The 16567-nt window shown below is 48.0% G+C and carries 16 protein-coding genes and 1 pseudogene; 11 read left to right on the plus strand and 6 right to left on the minus strand.

Annotation, left to right across the window (positions count from 1 at the left end):
- The 6 genes and pseudogenes from Q7P67_RS09275 to ribF all read right to left on the minus strand — a co-directional run.
- Positions 1–197, minus strand: a pseudogene (locus Q7P67_RS09275) (IS5/IS1182 family transposase); the annotation flags it as partial.
- A 300-nt stretch (positions 198–497) separates the two neighbouring features.
- On the minus strand, positions 498–1172 hold the full coding sequence (locus Q7P67_RS09280; RefSeq protein ID WP_303851686.1) for a 16S rRNA (cytidine(1402)-2'-O)-methyltransferase: 675 nt from the start codon (positions 1170–1172) through the stop codon (positions 498–500).
- The gene (serS, locus tag Q7P67_RS09285) at positions 1169–2440 is read right to left on the minus strand and encodes a serine--tRNA ligase (RefSeq protein ID WP_303851687.1); all 1272 of its coding nucleotides are present in this window, start codon (positions 2438–2440) and stop codon (positions 1169–1171) included. The genes Q7P67_RS09280 and serS overlap by 4 nt, the downstream gene beginning before the upstream one ends.
- A gap of 5 nt (positions 2441–2445) precedes the next feature.
- Complete coding sequence (locus Q7P67_RS09290) at positions 2446–3219, minus strand: outer membrane protein assembly factor BamD (RefSeq protein WP_303851688.1); 774 nt, start codon at positions 3217–3219, stop codon at positions 2446–2448.
- A gap of 1 nt (position 3220) precedes the next feature.
- A complete protein-coding gene (rimO, locus tag Q7P67_RS09295; RefSeq protein WP_303851689.1) occupies positions 3221–4534 on the minus strand; it encodes a 30S ribosomal protein S12 methylthiotransferase RimO in 1314 nt (437 codons plus the stop codon).
- Positions 4518–5441 (minus strand): riboflavin biosynthesis protein RibF, encoded by a 924-nt coding sequence (gene ribF, locus Q7P67_RS09300; protein ID WP_303851690.1) that lies wholly within the window; start codon positions 5439–5441, stop codon positions 4518–4520. Before ribF ends, rimO begins: the two co-directional genes overlap by 17 nt.
- A 198-nt stretch (positions 5442–5639) precedes the next feature.
- Here ribF and Q7P67_RS09305 point away from each other — a divergent pair, with 198 nt between their 5' ends.
- The 11 genes from Q7P67_RS09305 (at position 5640) to Q7P67_RS13445 (ending at position 16430) form a co-directional block, all read left to right on the plus strand.
- On the plus strand, positions 5640–5942 hold the full coding sequence (locus Q7P67_RS09305; RefSeq protein ID WP_303851691.1) for a helix-turn-helix transcriptional regulator: 303 nt from the start codon (positions 5640–5642) through the stop codon (positions 5940–5942).
- On the plus strand, positions 5912–7228 hold the full coding sequence (locus tag Q7P67_RS09310; RefSeq protein ID WP_303851692.1) for a TolC family protein: 1317 nt from the start codon (positions 5912–5914) through the stop codon (positions 7226–7228). The genes Q7P67_RS09305 and Q7P67_RS09310 overlap by 31 nt, the downstream gene beginning before the upstream one ends.
- Before the next feature lie 136 nt (positions 7229–7364).
- Complete coding sequence (locus Q7P67_RS09315) at positions 7365–8501, plus strand: efflux RND transporter periplasmic adaptor subunit (protein ID WP_303851693.1); 1137 nt, start codon at positions 7365–7367, stop codon at positions 8499–8501.
- A complete protein-coding gene (locus Q7P67_RS09320; protein WP_303851694.1) occupies positions 8501–11728 on the plus strand; it encodes an efflux RND transporter permease subunit in 3228 nt (1075 codons plus the stop codon). The genes Q7P67_RS09315 and Q7P67_RS09320 overlap by 1 nt, the downstream gene beginning before the upstream one ends.
- Positions 11718–11912, plus strand: coding sequence for a DUF2892 domain-containing protein (locus Q7P67_RS09325; protein ID WP_303851695.1), 195 nt, complete (start codon positions 11718–11720; stop codon positions 11910–11912). The genes Q7P67_RS09320 and Q7P67_RS09325 overlap by 11 nt, the downstream gene beginning before the upstream one ends.
- Before the next feature lie 61 nt (positions 11913–11973).
- Positions 11974–13005 (plus strand): AI-2E family transporter, encoded by a 1032-nt coding sequence (locus Q7P67_RS09330; protein ID WP_303851696.1) that lies wholly within the window; start codon positions 11974–11976, stop codon positions 13003–13005.
- A gap of 66 nt (positions 13006–13071) precedes the next feature.
- The gene (locus Q7P67_RS09335) at positions 13072–13764 is read left to right on the plus strand and encodes a TOBE domain-containing protein (RefSeq protein WP_303851697.1); all 693 of its coding nucleotides are present in this window, start codon (positions 13072–13074) and stop codon (positions 13762–13764) included.
- Between the two features lie 4 nt (positions 13765–13768).
- Positions 13769–14500 carry a molybdate ABC transporter substrate-binding protein gene (gene modA, locus Q7P67_RS09340; protein ID WP_303851698.1) on the plus strand — a complete coding sequence of 244 codons (732 nt, stop codon included), beginning with the start codon at positions 13769–13771 and terminating at the stop codon, positions 14498–14500.
- Positions 14497–14898, plus strand: coding sequence for a molybdopterin-binding protein (locus Q7P67_RS09345; protein WP_303851699.1), 402 nt, complete (start codon positions 14497–14499; stop codon positions 14896–14898). The genes modA and Q7P67_RS09345 overlap by 4 nt, the downstream gene beginning before the upstream one ends.
- A complete protein-coding gene (gene modB / locus Q7P67_RS09350; RefSeq protein ID WP_303851700.1) occupies positions 14899–15570 on the plus strand; it encodes a molybdate ABC transporter permease subunit in 672 nt (223 codons plus the stop codon).
- Positions 15567–16430 carry an ABC transporter ATP-binding protein gene (locus Q7P67_RS13445; RefSeq protein ID WP_369696017.1) on the plus strand — a complete coding sequence of 288 codons (864 nt, stop codon included), beginning with the start codon at positions 15567–15569 and terminating at the stop codon, positions 16428–16430. Before modB ends, Q7P67_RS13445 begins: the two co-directional genes overlap by 4 nt.
- The last annotated feature ends 137 nt before the right edge of the window (positions 16431–16567 follow it).

The following is a 16567-nucleotide window of genomic DNA, read 5'->3' on the forward strand; positions in this document are numbered from 1 at the left end:
ATGAAGAGCATCTTGAATAATATTACAGGATGGATACCGGGGCGACCGGTTGTGCTGTATAAGTCTTTCGTCTTTGCCTCTATAAAACGAAAGTCGATGCTCTTAGCTATCTTGCGAAGAAGATGATCATGAGGGACAAGATCATCAATATTCAGGTAAAGTTCCGTTTCAAATTGGTCTTCTGTTTCTTTAAGCATTATATACAATAACAAAAACCCCATGTATTTGCAATTACATGGGGTTTGTCAACAACCTGAGGCGACCTGCGGGTCGCCTTTTTTATTAATCATTCGTAAGTGATGTCGTATAGAGAAAAGAGAGCCTGCTTCAACCCTATGGGGTTCGCAGAGACATATATTTTAACGTAAGCAACAGTCTTAATCTAAACTTTCCGTTCAGAACCGAGCAGTTCAAGGCGTACGAAAAAAAATATGCGCAGTGTACAAAACATAGTACATGAGCAATATTTTTTTGAGTGAACGCAGAAATGCGATGCGTTATGAGCGGAAACTTCCAGCTATCACAAGTACAAACGGTTTTTTGACCTTGTCAGGTATCGCCGCAGCTATCTCCTTCGCACTTCCCCTATAAGTCTTCTCGTCAGCCATGCCGAGGTTAAACGACATGCTCATGGGGCGGTCGATGAAGACAACCTCTTCGATAAGCTGGTTTGCGTGGTACGGTCTTTCAAACAGCACGACAGTGTCCCTGCTGTTCATAACCCTGTCCATGAATTTCTTTCTCTGGACGCCCTCTTTCGGCGGAAATCCCATGAAATGAAATCTTTCGGAAAAGTATCCGGAAACGGACAGAGCCGCAGTTATTGATGAAGGTCCGGGGACTGAGATAACGTTAAATCCCGCGTTCCATGCCATATTCACAAAATCATATCCGGGATCGGCAACGCAAGGCGTGCCGGAATCGCTCATTATGAGTACGTTCTCGTGTCCTTTGCAGATATCCAGCAGAAATTCCTTATCGCGGTCGAGAGAATGTTCGTTCAGCAGCATCTGCTCTTTGTCTCGGAAGCCTGACGCTGCAAGCATTCTGCCCAGATTGCGTTTGTCCTCACCGACGATGAGGGAGCATTTTTCAACTACTTCAAAAAGATACGTCGGCGAACCTGTATATTCGCCGCTGATGCTTGTGCCCGCTATGTAAAGTGTCGTCATGCGGTTATCACTTCCAGACCGCCGAGGTATGGTCTGAGTGCTTTTGGAACGGTAACTGAGCCGTCCTCGTTCTGATAGTTTTCAAGTACGGCAACAAGCGTTCTGCCGATTGCAAGTCCTGAACCGTTCAGCGTATGGGCAAACTCGACCTTTTTGCCGTCCTTTCTGCGGAGGCGTATGGATGCCCGGCGCGCCTGATAGTCTGTGAACGTTGAACAGGAGGAAATCTCCCTGTAGGTATTCGCAGACGGCAGCCACACTTCAATGTCGAAAGTTTTTGCGGATGAAAAACCTATATCGCCTGAGCAGAGTGTCATAACTCTGTAGGGCAGTTCCAGCGTGCGCAGTATATTTTCAGCGGAATCAAGGAGTTCCGCAAGCTCCGCTTCTGAATCTTCGGGAGCTGTTATCTTAACAAGCTCAACCTTGTTGAACTGGTGCTGACGGATGAGTCCGCGCACGTCCTTTCCGTGTGAACCGGCTTCTCTGCGGAAACATGCGGAATATGAGCAGTGACGGATAGGCAGTTCCGTTTCGGAGATTATCTCTCCGCTGTAAAGGTTTGTAACGGAAACCTCTGCCGTTGGGATAAGGTACAGTCCGTCCCGTTCGCATTTGAAGAGTTCCTCTTCAAACTTGGGGAGCTGTCCTGTTCCGCGCATTGCGTCGGCGTTCACAAGGTAGGGTGCAAGCACCTCTTTGTATCCGCGCTGTGCGTGGGTATCCAGCATAAAGTTGATGAGCGCCCTTTCCAGTTTCGCGCCCATACCCATGTATGCGGTAAATCTTGATTTCGCAACTTTTGTTCCGCGTTCAAAATCCAGAATTTTCAGGTTTTCGGCTATATCCCAGTGGGCTTTCGGTTCGAAGGAGAATTTTTTCGGTTCGCCCCAAGTCTTGCTGACCACATTCTCCGTTTCGTCTTTGCCCACAGGTACTTCGTCTTTAACAAGGTTCGGCAGGTTGAGGAGCATATCCTCCATCTTTGCCTGAATCTCAGCTAGGATCCTGTCGTTGGCGTCTATCTCGTCGCCCGCAATGCGCATCTTCTCCTGAATTTCGGAGATATCGCCGCCATCTTTGCGGATTTTGCCTATCTCTTTGCTGACGGTGTTGCGTTCGCTTTTCAGATCGTCGTTTTTCGCCTGCAGTTTTTTGCGCTCCGCATCCAGAGCCATAAGCCCGTCGAAATCAAACTGAGCACCTCTGTCTGCGGTCTTTTTCCGCGCTATGTCCTGATTTGCGATTATATATTTAATGTCAAGCATCTTCGTTAAGCTCCCTTCTTTTCCAGTCTCTTCTGAACCCTGTCGAGAAGTGATACAAGCTGTTTCGCAACGTCCTTTGCATATTTTGTGTCGGGCTTCTCTTTCATGAGCTGGTTGAAATATCTGAGGGCATCGTTCTCTTTGCCCTCCTGTGCTGCATAGTAAAGCCCGTACTCATAGAGTGCGTCCTCGTATGCGTTGGTGTCCTTGTATCTTTCTATGATGTAGTCCAGTCTCTTTACACCCGCCTGCGGTTCTTTTATGCGGATATAGAATTTCGCCACATAAAGTTCGCGGTCTGCAAGCATGTTGCGAAGTTCAACAATCTTTTCGGTAAGTTTGAATTCTTTTGAAAAACCGGGGTCTTTCTCCCTTAATGTCGTAAAGCTCTTGAGGGCACCTTCCGCCGCGGACATATCCCTGTCCATCTTGTCTATGAGGGCATAGTGTGAAAGCCCAAGCCTGAGAAGCGCGGTGTTTGCGTCTTCGGAAGAACCGTAAACGTCAAGATACTGCTGATAGGCGGGTATCGCTTCGGGGTATCTCTTGCTCAGGAAATAAGAATCCGCGAGGAAAAGCTGTGCTTTTGCAGCCATATCCGGTGATTCAGCTTCCATAATGGAGTTTTCGAACATCGGAATGGCATCTTCGTAGTTCTTTTTCTGAAAATAAGCCAGACCTTTCTGCATACTTTCGTCGGCATTGAGGTGGGGCTGGGGTTTCGTACACGCAAAGAGTGTGGCGGCAGCCAGCACGAAGACAAGAAGTTTTTTCATCATATCACCATATGTTGTCTGTTATTTCACAGTAAATGTCGGGGTAAACGATTCTTTTTATTCTGCATCTGTATGGACCGAAACCTCTGTCGGCGAGTCCGCCGATGATATAGGTGCGTCCGTCTATTTCAGGAGCCTGAAAAACGGCTCTGCCCTGAAGAATGAACTCCGATTCCTCGCTTTCGCCCTCAACGTAGGCGATTATGTCGTCTTTTCTCATGGATTTCAAGCGTGTATTGGTATTCTCTTTCTGGAGTTTCTGTAAAACCTTTATGCGCCTGTTCACCTCACGCTTGCCGGCGGGCATTCCAAGGTTATAAGCGGAGGTGCCTTTTTCCCTGTAGTAGGGGAAAAAACCTGCGAAGTCAGGCTTATGCTTTTTCAGAAAAGCAACAAGCTCATCAAAATCCGCATCCGTTTCTCCGGGAAACCCAACGATCATAGTGGTGCGCAGAAAACTATCGGGGTCTTTCCTCCTTATGGCGGTGAAAACCCTGTCTATCATTTCAGGGTCGGATTTCCGTTTCATAGCTTTAAGCATCTTCGCGCTGTAGTGCTGAACAGGAATATCGAAATAGCTCAGTATCTTATGCGAAGAACATATAGTTTCAATAAGCTCGTCGTCCACTCCGTCGGGGTTCATGTACATCACTCTGACAGAGAAATCGCCCTCAATGTTCTCAATTTTTTTCAGCAGCGGCACTATCTCTTTCCGTCCGTATAGGTCGGTTCCGTACTTTGTGTTGTCCTGTGAAATAATTATTATCTCTTTAATACCCTGCTTAACGAGGTTTTCAGCCTCCGCCAGAATGTCCTCTGCGGGTCGGCTGACAAGCTGACCGCGGATGCCGGGTATAGCGCAGTATGAGCATTTGTTGTTGCACCCTTCCGATATCTTGAGATACGCGAAATAGGGCGTATTGGCGATAAGGCGGGATGTGCCGTAGTTTTTCGGGCGCTCGCCCGTGCCGTTCAGGAAACCTATTACCTTATCAAGTTCGCCCACGCCTGTGAAGAAATCTATCTCCGGCATCTCCTTGAGCAGTTCCAGCTTATAGCGCTCGCTCATACATCCGGTGACTATGAGTTTTGCGTCCTTCTGTTTGCGCCGGCTCATTTCCAGTATGTTGTCGATGGCTTCCGCCACGGCAGGTTCGATGAATCCGCAGGTATTAACCACTATTGCGTCGGAATCTTCCGGAACATGGGTTATCTCATACCCCTCGTCCCTGATTGAACCCATGAGATATTCAAGATCCACCTGATTTTTTGAACAGCCAAGGCTGATAAATGAAATTTTCTTATTTTTGTCCTTCAAAAAACACCTTTATGTTGTCGCAGTCGGTCATAATCTGAGTTTTAAGCTCATCCACCGACCCGAATTTTCTGTCGCTACGCATGAAGTGAATCACTTCAGCTTCGATGTATTTTCCGTAGAGGTTCCCCGAATAGCCGAACAGGTTGACCTCCACCCTTTTTTTAAGTCCTTCGCCCACTGTGGGGCGTTCCCCTATATAGAGCGCGCCGTTATAAACGCCGCCGTCCGTGTGCACCCTTGCCGCATATATGCCGTTCATGGGTATAAGTTCGTTGACAGGCTCGATGTTTGCTGTCGGGAAACCTATTCCGGTGGCTATGCCGTCGCCCCTTACCACAGTTCCGCCTATGGTGAAACTGCGTCCCAGAAGCTGCGCAGCAGAATCCGCATCCCCGGCCAGAAGAGCCTTACGGATATTTGTGCTGGATGCCGTAACGCCGTCCACAACCACCTTAGGCACCTGAACAGCCGTGAATCCGAGCCTGCTGCTGAGATGCACCAGATATTCGTATGAACCGGCTCTGCCCCGTCCGAAGCGGTAGTCATACCCTACCACGATGAACGAAGCACGCATCTTTTTCACCAGAAACTCGCTGACGAATATCTCAGGATTTATGCCCGCCAGATGCTCGTCAAATTTCATTAGGAACAGCTTATCCGCTCCAAGCCTTTCAAATTCGCGTATCTTCATATCCAGCGTGGATATAAGTTTCACGTCCGCGCCGAAAAATTTAAGCGGGTGCGGCTCAAATGTAACAAGTGCGCTTTCCAGCCCCTTTTCCCTTGCAAGGCTCACAGTGCGGCGTATAAGCCGCGCGTGCCCCGCGTGCACCCCGTCGAAGTTGCCAAGACTGACAACCATATTTCTGTCCGACTGAAAAGAGGATATGTCCCTGATTATTTCCATCTAAGTAATATGCCAGACACATTAATTTAATCAATCAGAATTTAACGCGAAAACATCAATTCTTCACGGTTTTTTCACCAAACGCAGTAAAATGAAAAAAGATAACGTTTTGAATCTGTTAAATGCAAGTTTAAGGTTGACATATATAAGTCTTGTCCATAATATTCATATATTCATTTTTCTTTGGAGGTTTTTATTATGGAAGAATGGTTCGCAATGTACTCCGAGAAGCTCAAGGCAATAGGTCACCCTATCAGACTCAAACTGATGGTTGGTCTCATGAGCAACGAGTGCAACGTTACCAAAATCTGTAAAGGGCTTGATATCCCTCAGGCCACCACAAGTCAGCACCTTGCAATACTCAAAAACAAAGGGCTGATCAAAGGCAAAAGGTCCGGAACCAGCATTTGCTACAGCATCGCCGACGACGGCATCAAAGCTATGATTAAAGAACTTATGGAGAAGACAGGATGCGTTTCCCCGTGCGAGGGTTCACACTAAGCCTTGCGCTGCTTTTTGCGGCACAGGCACACGCGGCTTCACTCACCTTTGCTCAGGCAAAGGAGATGGCGCTTAAAAATTCGAACGTCATAAAATCATATAAGGCGGACGAAGAAGCGGCAGGCTACGTCAAAAATCAGGCTGTGGGCAGCTATCTTCCAAATATCAGCCTGCACCAGACTCTCATGAAATCCGATGAACCGGGCACCGCTGCATTTGCCACGGCAAAGCAGGGCAGGTTCGACATGAACTATTTCATGAACAATATGGCAAGCCCCGACACCGTTACAACCTATACCACACAGGTTCAGGTTATGCAGCCGATATTTATGCAGGGACAGATCTATTACGGCATAAAACAGGCGGACAAAGCCTATCAGGCAAGCCGTATGCAGACAGAACGGGCGACGCAGTTCACCCTGTATAATCTGCACATGGCGTTTTACGGGCTGGCTCTCGCTGAAAAGGCGCTGGACACCGCAAACCACTCATACGAACGCACAAAAAGATACTACAGGAACGCCGCAGACTTTTTCAACAACGGTCTCATCGTTAAAAGCGACCTGATGGTATCTGAAAGCTACATGCTTATGAACGAACAGGCGGTCAAAGAAGCCGAAAAGCAGCACGCGGTTGCCATGAGCAACCTGCAAAGGCTTCTTGACTCCGATGAACCCGTTAAGGTCGTCTGGACGACACCGGAACTGGAATTCTCCGAGGATATTTCCAAATATACCGCTACTGGACTGAAAAACAGGCAGGATCTCTCTGCTATGCAGAAATATCTGGACGCGGCAGGATATGAAACCAAAAAGGCAAAGGCGGCTCTTCTGCCCTCCGTTTACCTCTTTGCGGACTATCAGCGCAACGACGACAAGTTCCTCGGCGACAACGGAGACGGTACGACATACGGGATTCAGGCGGATATGAACCTGTTCAAAGGCTTCGGCGATTATAACAAAATTGCCGAAACAAAGAGCAGACAGATTTCCCTTATGCACCAGATATCAGACAAAAAACTCGAAATAAAATCCGAGATAAAGAATTCTTATTACGGCGTTATAGCCGCATCCAAACAGATCGAGGCGTCAAAAAAACGTGTTGAGGCAGCGCAAACGGCGCTCGCTATTACGGAAAACAGGTTTAACGAAGGTCTTTCGAAGGTTACTGAGCTGCTGGACAGGGAAGTTGACCTGAAGCAGGCTGAGCTTTCGCTCTATATGTCCGAATATCAGGAGATAGTTGAGAAAGCGGGACTTCATCTGGCAGCCGGAGATTTACACTAAAATTTAAAGAGACTGCTGCGCCACTGCAATAACTGCAAGGACGTAGCAGTCTCATTTTCATTTTTAAAACAAACGGCTTGAAAACTGTGCACTAAATATTATAATATTTGAATATAATAAAATTAAGAGGATTAAAATGCTTCGTAAGTTCATTGCCTCGGCAGCAATTCTTGCACTTCTGACGGCGTGCGGCGGAAATGACAAAAAAACGGAAACTGCCCCTGCACCAGCAACCGTAAAGGTGAAACTCCACTCCGTTTCCGAATCGGACGTGGACGCAACACGCGTGTTCACAGCCACCGTCTCCAGCGACAAGACAGCGATCATCATCCCAAAGGTCACAGGCTATGTTGAACAGATACTTGTCACCCCCGGACAGCAGGTTAAGGCAGGACAGCTCCTTGCCGTTATAAAAAGCGGCGAACTTGAGCAGAAGATGGCTTTTGCAGCCTCAGGCGAAATGGAAACACAGAACGCGCTGCGTCAGGCAAATATAGGCTATAAAATGGCTCAGTCAGAGTTTGACCTGGCGGAAAAGACATACAACAGGTATGTGAACCTCATCAGAAACAGCAGCGTTTCAAAACAGGAATTCGATCAGGTGGAATCTCAGTATAAGGTCGCAAAGGAGAACCTTGACCTTGCTGCGGAAAAGGTTCAGCAGGCAAAGATAAAGTCCGGTCAGGCGGGAGCCATGAAAAGCGAAGTGGACACATATCTGTCATACACCCAGCTTCGGGCACCATTTGACGGCATCGTACTTGAAAAGAACATGGATGCGGGCAACCTTGCAAACCCAGGCAGCCCCGTCCTTAAAATAGGCAACAACGTCCCTGTTGTCGTGGCGTACATCAGCCAGAATATGATAGAAGAAGTTAAACTCGGCACAAAAGCAGTGGTCTCCATAGACTCGCTGGGCGACGAGTTTGACAGCACCGTTCTTGAAATAAGCCCCGATATCGACCCGGCAACAGGCAACTTTAAGGTAAAGCTCTCCGGCTGTGAAAAAATGGCGCAGGGCATGTTTGCCAAAGTACGCTTCATCACAGGCAAGGAGAAGGTCATAGCCGTTCCTTCGTCCGCAATAGTCACACGCGGACAGCTCACCATGGTGTTCGTTGAAGACAAAGGAAAGGCTGATATGCGCGTTGTTAAAACCGGACGCGATTTCGGCGGGTTCACAGAGATACTCTCAGGTCTCTCCTCCGGTGAAAAGGTTGTTTCCGAAAACGCCGCAATACTGAAATCCGGCGACATCTTAGAGGCTGAGTGATGGAATATCCCGAAAAAAAGAATCTTGCGTCAAAGATAGCCTCGGCGTTCATAACGTCGAAGATAACGCCGCTTCTGGTGATAGCTACGCTGTTCATCGGAATGGTGTCCATAATAATGACGCCCAAAGAGGAGGAACCCCAGATAGTGGTTCCGATGGTGGATATACTCGTCCCCTATCCGGGCGCAACCGCGAAAGACGTTGAAAAATCAGTGACAGAACCGCTTGAAGACATAATCTGGGAGATACCCGGAGTCGAGTACGTCTACAGCACCAGCATGAACGACATGAGCATGGTTATAGTCCGTTTCAAGGTGGGCGAGGACGAGGAAAAGTCCATAACCAAGCTGAAAGACAAGATAGATTACAACATGGACAGGATGCCCCACGGCGTGGAGCCTCCGCTCATCAAAAAGCAGTCCATCGACGACGTTCCGCAGATGGCGTTCACCTTCTGGTCGGACAAATACGATTCATACCAGTTGAGACGCATAGTTTCCGAGGTTGAAAAGAACCTCAAGGAAGTTGAGAACGTATCGAAAACAGATATAATCGGCGGCTATAAGCGCATGGTGCGCATAGAGCCGAACATCGAAAAGCTGAAAAGCTATAACCTTGACCTGTTCAGGCTGTTCAAAGCCGTCGAAATGAGCAATATGTCCCTTAACACAGGCGAGATAACCAAGAAAAACAAGGTTCTCTACGTCAGCGCAGGCGGATTTTATAAGGATGCGGAAGCTGTCAGGAATATGGTTGTGGGCGTTTCACAGGGCAAAGCAGTCTATATGAAGGACGTTGCCACCGTAACCGACGGTCCTGAAATTCCCGACCATTTCCTTCTGATGGGCTTCAAAGCGTCTAAAGACATGGAACGCTATCCGGCCGTAACCCTTTCAATCTCAAAGAGACAGGGCAGCGACTCCGTGGTGGTTTCCGATGCGGTTCTGCATAAGCTGGACGCACTTAAAGGCTACATAATCCCCTCGGATGTCAACGTCGAGGTTACAAGAAACTACGGCGACACAGCCTTCGTTAAGGTCATGACCCTCATCGAACACCTTGTAGGCGCCATCATTGCAGTTATTCTCGTTATGAGCTTAACAATGGGCTGGCGTGCCGGAGCGGTTGTTTTTGTGGCGCTTCCGGTGACGTTTGCACTGACGTTCTTCGTCTATTTCATGTTCGACTACACACTGAACAGGGTAACTCTGTTCGCCCTCATATTCGTTGCGGGACTGGTGGTGGACGACGCCATCATTGTTGTGGAGAACATGGAACGGCACTTCCGGCTTGGCGCTAAAAACCTGCTGCAAAAGGCTATTTATGCAGTCGGCGAGGTGGGTAATCCCACCATACTTGCAACCGTAACGGTCATTGTAGCAATTTTCCCCATGGCGTTTGTACGCGGACTTATGGGCCCCTACATGAAGCCAATGCCCATAGGCGCTTCGCTGGCTATGATATTCTCGCTTTTTGTGGCGCTTATCATAACCCCCTGGCTCGCATATAAACTGCTAGCCGGACACGCTGCAAAGAGTGTTGAGGCACCCGTTGAGGATGAAGCGGCATACGTAAAAACGACAAAACTTTACAGGATATACAACAGAACGTTCTCCGCACTGATAGACAGCGCGCGCAACAGGATAATCTTTACCATCGTGATTCTTTCGCTCTTTTTCGGCGCATTCATTTTCATCCCCACAAACCTTGTGGTAATGAAGATGCTGCCGTTTGACAACAAGAACGAAGTTCAGATAGTTATAGATATGCCCGAAGGAACACCACTTGAACGTACAAACCTTGTTGCGTCCGAGGTTGGAAAATACCTGGCTACAGTGGACGAAGTTAAAGACTATCAGATATATACCGGTATCGCATCACCGTATAACTTCAACGGTCTGGTGCGCCACTATTTCATGCGGCGCGGGCACAACGTAGCAGACATTCAGGTGAACTTCGTTGACAAGAGCGAAAGGAATCTGGACAGCCACGAGATGGCAAAGAAGCTGCGCAGACCAGTTCAGGAGATAGGCAGCAAATACGCCGCAAACATAAAGATTGCGGAAGTTCCGCCCGGCCCCCCCGTTCTCTCAACACTGGTTGCTGAGATTTACGGACCCGACGAAAAGACCCGCTCCGACATAGCAAAACAGGTTCTCGGTGTGTTCAAGTCAACGAAAGGCGTTGTGGACATTGATACTTACGAAGAGGACGACATGATGCAGTACGACCTTCAGGTTGACAAACAGAAGGCGGCTGTGATGGGGATCTCTGCCGAGATGGTATCAAAAACCCTTTATATGGCTCTTCAGGGTGCCAAGGTGGGTATTCTCCACACGGAAGAGGACAGGGAACCCGTTGATATTGTTATCAAATTGCCCGAAGATAGGCGAAATATGATAGAGACCCTTCAGGAGATAAACCTTATCTCCATGAGCGGTCAGCCCGTCAGCCTCGGCGAGCTTGTTACAGTACGCCAGAAGCTCAAGGACAAAGCTGTTTATCATAAGAACATGAAGCCCGTCACCTACGTCGTAGCAGACGTTGCAGGAGAGATTGAAAGCCCCGTTTACGCCATTCTGGGCATGAAAGAGAAGATGTCGCAGATAAAATGGCACGGGCTTGACGTTAAACAGTACTGGACAGGACAGCCGGACACATACGACCTGCCCTCCGTCAAATGGGACGGCGAGTGGCAGATTACCTATGAAGTGTTCCGCGACCTCGGACTTGCGTTTGCGGCGGTTCTGGTGCTCATGTATTTTGTGCTGGTTGGCTGGTTCCGCTCGTTCGCAACACCGCTAATCATGATGGTACCCATTCCGCTTTCCCTTCTGGGCATCATACCCGGTCACTTCATATTCGGGCAGTTCTTCACTGCCACCAGTATGATAGGCTTCATAGCACTGGCGGGTATCATGGTGCGCAACGCGGTGCTTTTGATAGACTTCATTGAGCACGCGCTGGCGAACGGAAGAACACTGCGCGAGGCGGTAATAGAATCAGGAGCCATAAGAACGCGCCCCGTGGTACTGACCACTGTTGCGGTTATAACAGGCGCGCTGTTCATGCTGCCCGACCCGATATTCGCAGGTCTCGGCGTATCGCTTATCACGGGTGCTGTTGTTTCAACGGTGCTCACACTGCTTATTATTCCTCTTATGTACTTTTTCCATAAGAGGTTTTGGGATAAAAAACACAGAATGGAGGAATACAATGTCCATTAAGGATATTTTAAGACTTGTACCCGGCATATTCATACTTCTGAGTGTCGGACTGACAGTTGCCACTGACAATAAATGGTGGCTGGCACTGGCGGCTTTTGTGGGGCTTAACCTGCTTCAGTCCGCTTTCACAAAATGGTGTCTGCTGGAAGACATCCTGCGCAAAATGGGTATCCGCGAGGTTTAACAGAAAATAAGCCCGACAGTTTCTCTGTCGGGCTTGATTTTTTTGTGTTATATAATGCTTCATGAGCATCATCAAACTTGAAATAAACTACAAAAACCTTCTTATAGCTGCATTGGGTGTAGGCGTTATAGTCCTGCTGTTCAAACTCCAGACCATCATCACGGTCTTTGCCATCTCTTTTTTCATAGCTTATATGTTCGATCCTGTGGTTGATATCTTTGAGGCACGCAGGATACCCAGATATCTCACCATTCTCGTCATGATGGCAATAGCCGCTGCCCTCATCTCCCTGTTTCTTGCATGGCTGATACCGGTTGCCGCATCGGAGCTTCAATATCTTGCGAACAATTCACAGAACTATATTGATTCCGCATTCGGATTCCTCCAGCACTCAGCAGCACTGCTGAACATCCAGCTTGACGTCGAAGCAGTCAAGCTGCATATAGCGTCCCGCAGCACCGACTATATCCGCGAGATATTTTCAAGCATGTCCTCCATAATGTCCTCTTTTACAAAAGTCACAGGAGTGCTGCTCAATATCGCTCTGATTCCCATTCTTGTTTTCTACTTTCTGAAAGATTTCGATAAGATACTTGCCCGCGCGCTGGAATTTCTGAACAACAAGTTTAAGATGGATTTTAAAGGCTACTACTCAGAGTTTGACGAAATACTCTCAAAATATTTCAGAGGACAGATAATAGTCGCCATGATACTAGGAGTGCTGTATACAATAGTTCTGCTCATCGCCGGGGTTAAACCCGCCGTCATACTGGGTGCGGTTTCCGGTATACTCAGCATAGTTCCATATCTCGGATTTATCGTCGGTTTTTCCACATCCGTTATTCTCGCCGCTCTTCAATACGCGGACATGCTCCACCCTCTTCTGGTTATAATCGGTTTTTCCGTAGTACAGTTTCTTGAGGGCAACTTTATAACGCCTAAAATCATAGGCGGCTCTCTGGGACTGCATCCCACTGCTGTAATATTTGCGCTTATGGCTGGCGGATCGCTATTCGGCATCGGCGGAATGATCATTGCCCTTCCTGTTGCGGCTTTCATACGCGTTCTTATAACCGAACGTTCATCAGACTAAAACACCTTAACTAAGTTTTAACATTTTCTCTTGCAAATGCGTTATGTTCTGTGTTACATAACGCTTATGAAAATAGACGGTAAACTCTGGATAGATATCAACGGAAACGGAATTGCAGGACACGGCAGGATAAAACTGCTTGAACTGGTGCAGGCTACCGGTTCCATTAAAAAAGCCGCAGAGAGCATCAGAATGAGCTATAAAGCGGCATGGGACAGTATAAACCTGCTGAACGAGATATACGGCACACCGCTGGTGGAGAGGCAGACCGGAGGTAAAGGGGGCGGAGGTACAACCCTTACCAAATCCGGACTGGAACTTATTAAAACCTATAACCACTTGAGCCGGCTGCACATGATGTATCTCGGCACACTTACGGAATCAAACAAACTGGGCGGCGTTATCAAATCCATCGCGGACACCTATGCCCTTGCCGAAACCGACAACGGCAACATCATTGCAGGAACAATGCTGGACTCCGACCTTAAACCAGGCGAAACAGTTTCTATATTCGTCAACCCAAAAGATATCATACTTGTGGATAGCGACAAACTGAAAACAAGCGCCAGAAACATCCTTAAAACAACTACCGAGTCGGTCTCCCCTGAAAAGGATATGACGGAAGTTATCTTGAAGACTGCATACGGCACTGTGCTGAAACTTAACATCACAACCGCAAGCTCTGAAAAACTCGGTCTTGCACCGGGAAGAGAGATATTTGCACTTTTCAAAACCGCTTCCGCTTTAATAATGAGGTGAAATTATGAAAAAGCTCCTGATCATCGCTCTTGCGCTGGCTCTCTCAACAACTGCCTTCGCAAAAGAGCTGAACATCTCCGCAGCGGCAAACCTTCAGTTCGCTCTGGAAGAGGTCGGAAAAGCCTACAAAGCTGAAACAGGCACAGAAGTTAAAGCCGTTTACGGTGCTTCGGGCAAACTTGTTGCCCAAATAATCAACGGTGCAAAATTCGACATCTTTCTTGCCGCAGATATGAGCTTCGCTCAGAAAGCGTATGAAGCAGGTCTAACAACAGACAAACCCGTTATGTACGCGGAAGGGCTTCTCGTTCTCTGGTCTAAAAAATACGACATAAAAAAACTTTCCGATCTGAAAGATCCCAAATATGCAAAAATAGCCATAGCAAATCCCGCAACAGCACCCTATGGCAGAGCAGCTGTTGAAGCTATGAAAAAAGCCGGCGTATACGACACTGTCGCTGACAGAATCGTACAGGGCGAAAGCATCTCCACGATGGACACATACATCCAGACAGGCGCAGCCGACGCAGCTTTTGCTGCTAAATCACACCTTGCCAGCGGTAAAGTTAAAGACGCAGGCGCATGGTTCGATGTTGACAGAAAACTTTATGCACCAATCGAACAGGGCGGTGTAATTCTTAAAACAGGCGACGTTGCCGAATCCCAGAAATTCATGGAATATCTGATGAAAGGCAAAGGCGCGGAGATCATGAAGAAATACGGCTACGCAAAATGAATCAGCTAGAGGCAAAGGTTCTCCATTACCGAACCTCCGGTCAGATTATCCTTTGCGAGCTTGAAACTTTCGGCTCGGAAGTCACTGCTGTGATTCTCGACAGCCCCGGCGAGCTTGCTTATCTGAAAGAGGGAAATTCGCTGAACATCCTGTTCAAGGAAACGGAGGTAATAATCGCCGCAGGCGAGATAGGTCAGCTCAGTCTGAACAACAGGTTTAAAGGCACCATAACGGCGATGGAGAAAGGTGATATATTCACCAGCCTTTCCATAGACTTCGGTACGGGGATAACATCGGTGATTACGACAAAATCCGTAAACAGGCTCGGACTTGCGGTCGGAAAAGAGGTCACCGCCCTTGTTAAGGCAAACGAAATAGCAATAGGCAGGAGAGACTAGATGCGAGAGCTTCTATCTCCGCTTATCCTGACATTTGAACTTGCGGCTGTGACAACATTTCTTCTGGCTGTCACAGCCATTCCTTTTGCATATTGGCTGTCATCTGTAAATTTCAGAGGAAAATCCATAGTGGAATCAATAACCGGACTGCCGATAGTTCTGCCCCCTTCGGTTCTGGGTTTCTATCTTCTGGTTTTCATGGGTCCCCACGGTCCTCTTGGAAGTATTCTGGAAGAGTTTAATATCAGGCTGGTCTTCACATTCGAAGGTCTTGTCCTTGCATCGGTGATATACAGTCTGCCATTTATGGTGCAGCCTGTTCAGGCAGGCTTTGAAGCGCTGCCGGTCTCTCTTAAAGAGGCTTCTTACACCCTCGGCAAGTCAAAATTTCAAACCTTTTTCCGTGTGGTTCTGCCCAATATCAAACCGTCGCTTATCACAGGCATCGTCCTCAGCTTCGCCCACACCGTCGGCGAGTTCGGAGTGGTTCTTATGATAGGCGGAAGTATTCCCGACCAGACAAGGGTGGCATCCATTGCAATTTACGATCAGGTGGAAGCAATGAACTACGGTACGGCACACTTCTATTCGGCGGTTCTGTTTGTTCTCGCCTTCCTCGTGCTTGTGACAGTCAACATGGTCAACAGAAAGATAAGCGGAAAGACAATATGATTGAAATTGACGTTGTAAAACGTATAAAAACCGCCTCCGGCGAGGTCGATATGCACGCTAAAGTGGATATCGAAAAGGGAGGATTCTGCTCGCTGTTCGGAAAATCCGGCGCTGGTAAGACGACTATAATGCGTCTTCTGGCAGGGCTTACAGACCCCGACGACGGCGTTATAAAAATATCCGGCAAAACATGGTATGACAAAAAGAATAAAATAAATATTCCGGTAAACAGGCGTAAATGCGGCTTCGTTTTTCAGGACTATGCGCTGTTTCCAAATATGACGGTACGCAGAAACGTTGATTACGCATCGGTTAACAAGTCAAACGTGGATATACTGATAGATATGGTCGGCATGACGGAGCTGAAAGACAGAAAACCTGCGACACTTTCCGGCGGACAGCGCCAGAGGGTGGCGCTTGCGAGGGCGCTTGCTGCTGAGCCGGAGATTCTGCTTCTGGACGAACCTTTTGCGGCACTTGATGCAGATATGCGGAATACTCTGCAAAACGAGCTTAAAACCATACACGACACCCTCGGAGTGACCACCATACTTGTAAGCCATGACAAGGGCGAGGTTTTTAAACTGGCAAACAAGGTATACGTTCTCGACGACGGAGTTATCACCAACGTTGGCAGTCCCGAAGAGGTCTTCACCGACAACACCATAAGCGGAAAATTCAAATTCACAGGACGGGTCTTAAAGGTTGAAAAGGCGGACTGCCTTTACATTCTCACCCTTTCAATAGGAACTGAGGTCGGGCATGTTGTGGCGACACACTCCGAGGCTCACGATTTAGCCGCCGGCGACAGGGTTCTGGTTTACACAAAAGCGTTCAACCCTTCTGTAAGAAAGATATAAAAAAAGGCACGTAAAACCGTGCCTTTTTAGTTCTTATTTGTGTTTTTATGGAAGGTCTCTTTTTTGCTGCTTAGATGCAAGCATTTTAACCATGCGTTACATGGAACCTGCCTAACTAACAGGCGCTGCTTAGAGCC

This window comes from Seleniivibrio woodruffii, assembly GCF_029267515.1.
In the GTDB taxonomy this organism is placed as follows: Bacteria; Chrysiogenota; Deferribacteres; order Deferribacterales; family Geovibrionaceae; genus Seleniivibrio; species Seleniivibrio woodruffii_A.

Bases quoted from the DNA above. Each gene is read 5' to 3' on its own strand.
- Q7P67_RS09280 (WP_303851686.1), bottom strand. From the start codon at position 1,172: ATGACGACACTTTACATAGCGGGCACAAGCATCAGCGGCGAATATACA.
- serS (WP_303851687.1), bottom strand. From the start codon at position 2,440: ATGCTTGACATTAAATATATAATCGCAAATCAGGACATAGCGCGGAAA.
- Q7P67_RS09290 (WP_303851688.1), bottom strand. From the start codon at position 3,219: ATGATGAAAAAACTTCTTGTCTTCGTGCTGGCTGCCGCCACACTCTTT.
- ribF (WP_303851690.1), bottom strand. From the start codon at position 5,441: ATGGAAATAATCAGGGACATATCCTCTTTTCAGTCGGACAGAAATATG.
- Q7P67_RS09305 (WP_303851691.1), top strand. From the start codon at position 5,640: ATGGAAGAATGGTTCGCAATGTACTCCGAGAAGCTCAAGGCAATAGGT.
- Q7P67_RS09310 (WP_303851692.1), top strand. From the start codon at position 5,912: ATGCGTTTCCCCGTGCGAGGGTTCACACTAAGCCTTGCGCTGCTTTTT.
- Q7P67_RS09315 (WP_303851693.1), top strand. From the start codon at position 7,365: ATGCTTCGTAAGTTCATTGCCTCGGCAGCAATTCTTGCACTTCTGACG.
- Q7P67_RS09320 (WP_303851694.1), top strand. From the start codon at position 8,501: ATGGAATATCCCGAAAAAAAGAATCTTGCGTCAAAGATAGCCTCGGCG.
- Q7P67_RS09325 (WP_303851695.1), top strand. From the start codon at position 11,718: ATGTCCATTAAGGATATTTTAAGACTTGTACCCGGCATATTCATACTT.
- Q7P67_RS09330 (WP_303851696.1), top strand. From the start codon at position 11,974: ATGAGCATCATCAAACTTGAAATAAACTACAAAAACCTTCTTATAGCT.
- Q7P67_RS09335 (WP_303851697.1), top strand. From the start codon at position 13,072: ATGAAAATAGACGGTAAACTCTGGATAGATATCAACGGAAACGGAATT.
- modA (WP_303851698.1), top strand. From the start codon at position 13,769: ATGAAAAAGCTCCTGATCATCGCTCTTGCGCTGGCTCTCTCAACAACT.
- Q7P67_RS09345 (WP_303851699.1), top strand. From the start codon at position 14,497: ATGAATCAGCTAGAGGCAAAGGTTCTCCATTACCGAACCTCCGGTCAG.
- modB (WP_303851700.1), top strand. From the start codon at position 14,899: ATGCGAGAGCTTCTATCTCCGCTTATCCTGACATTTGAACTTGCGGCT.
- Q7P67_RS13445 (WP_369696017.1), top strand. From the start codon at position 15,567: ATGATTGAAATTGACGTTGTAAAACGTATAAAAACCGCCTCCGGCGAG.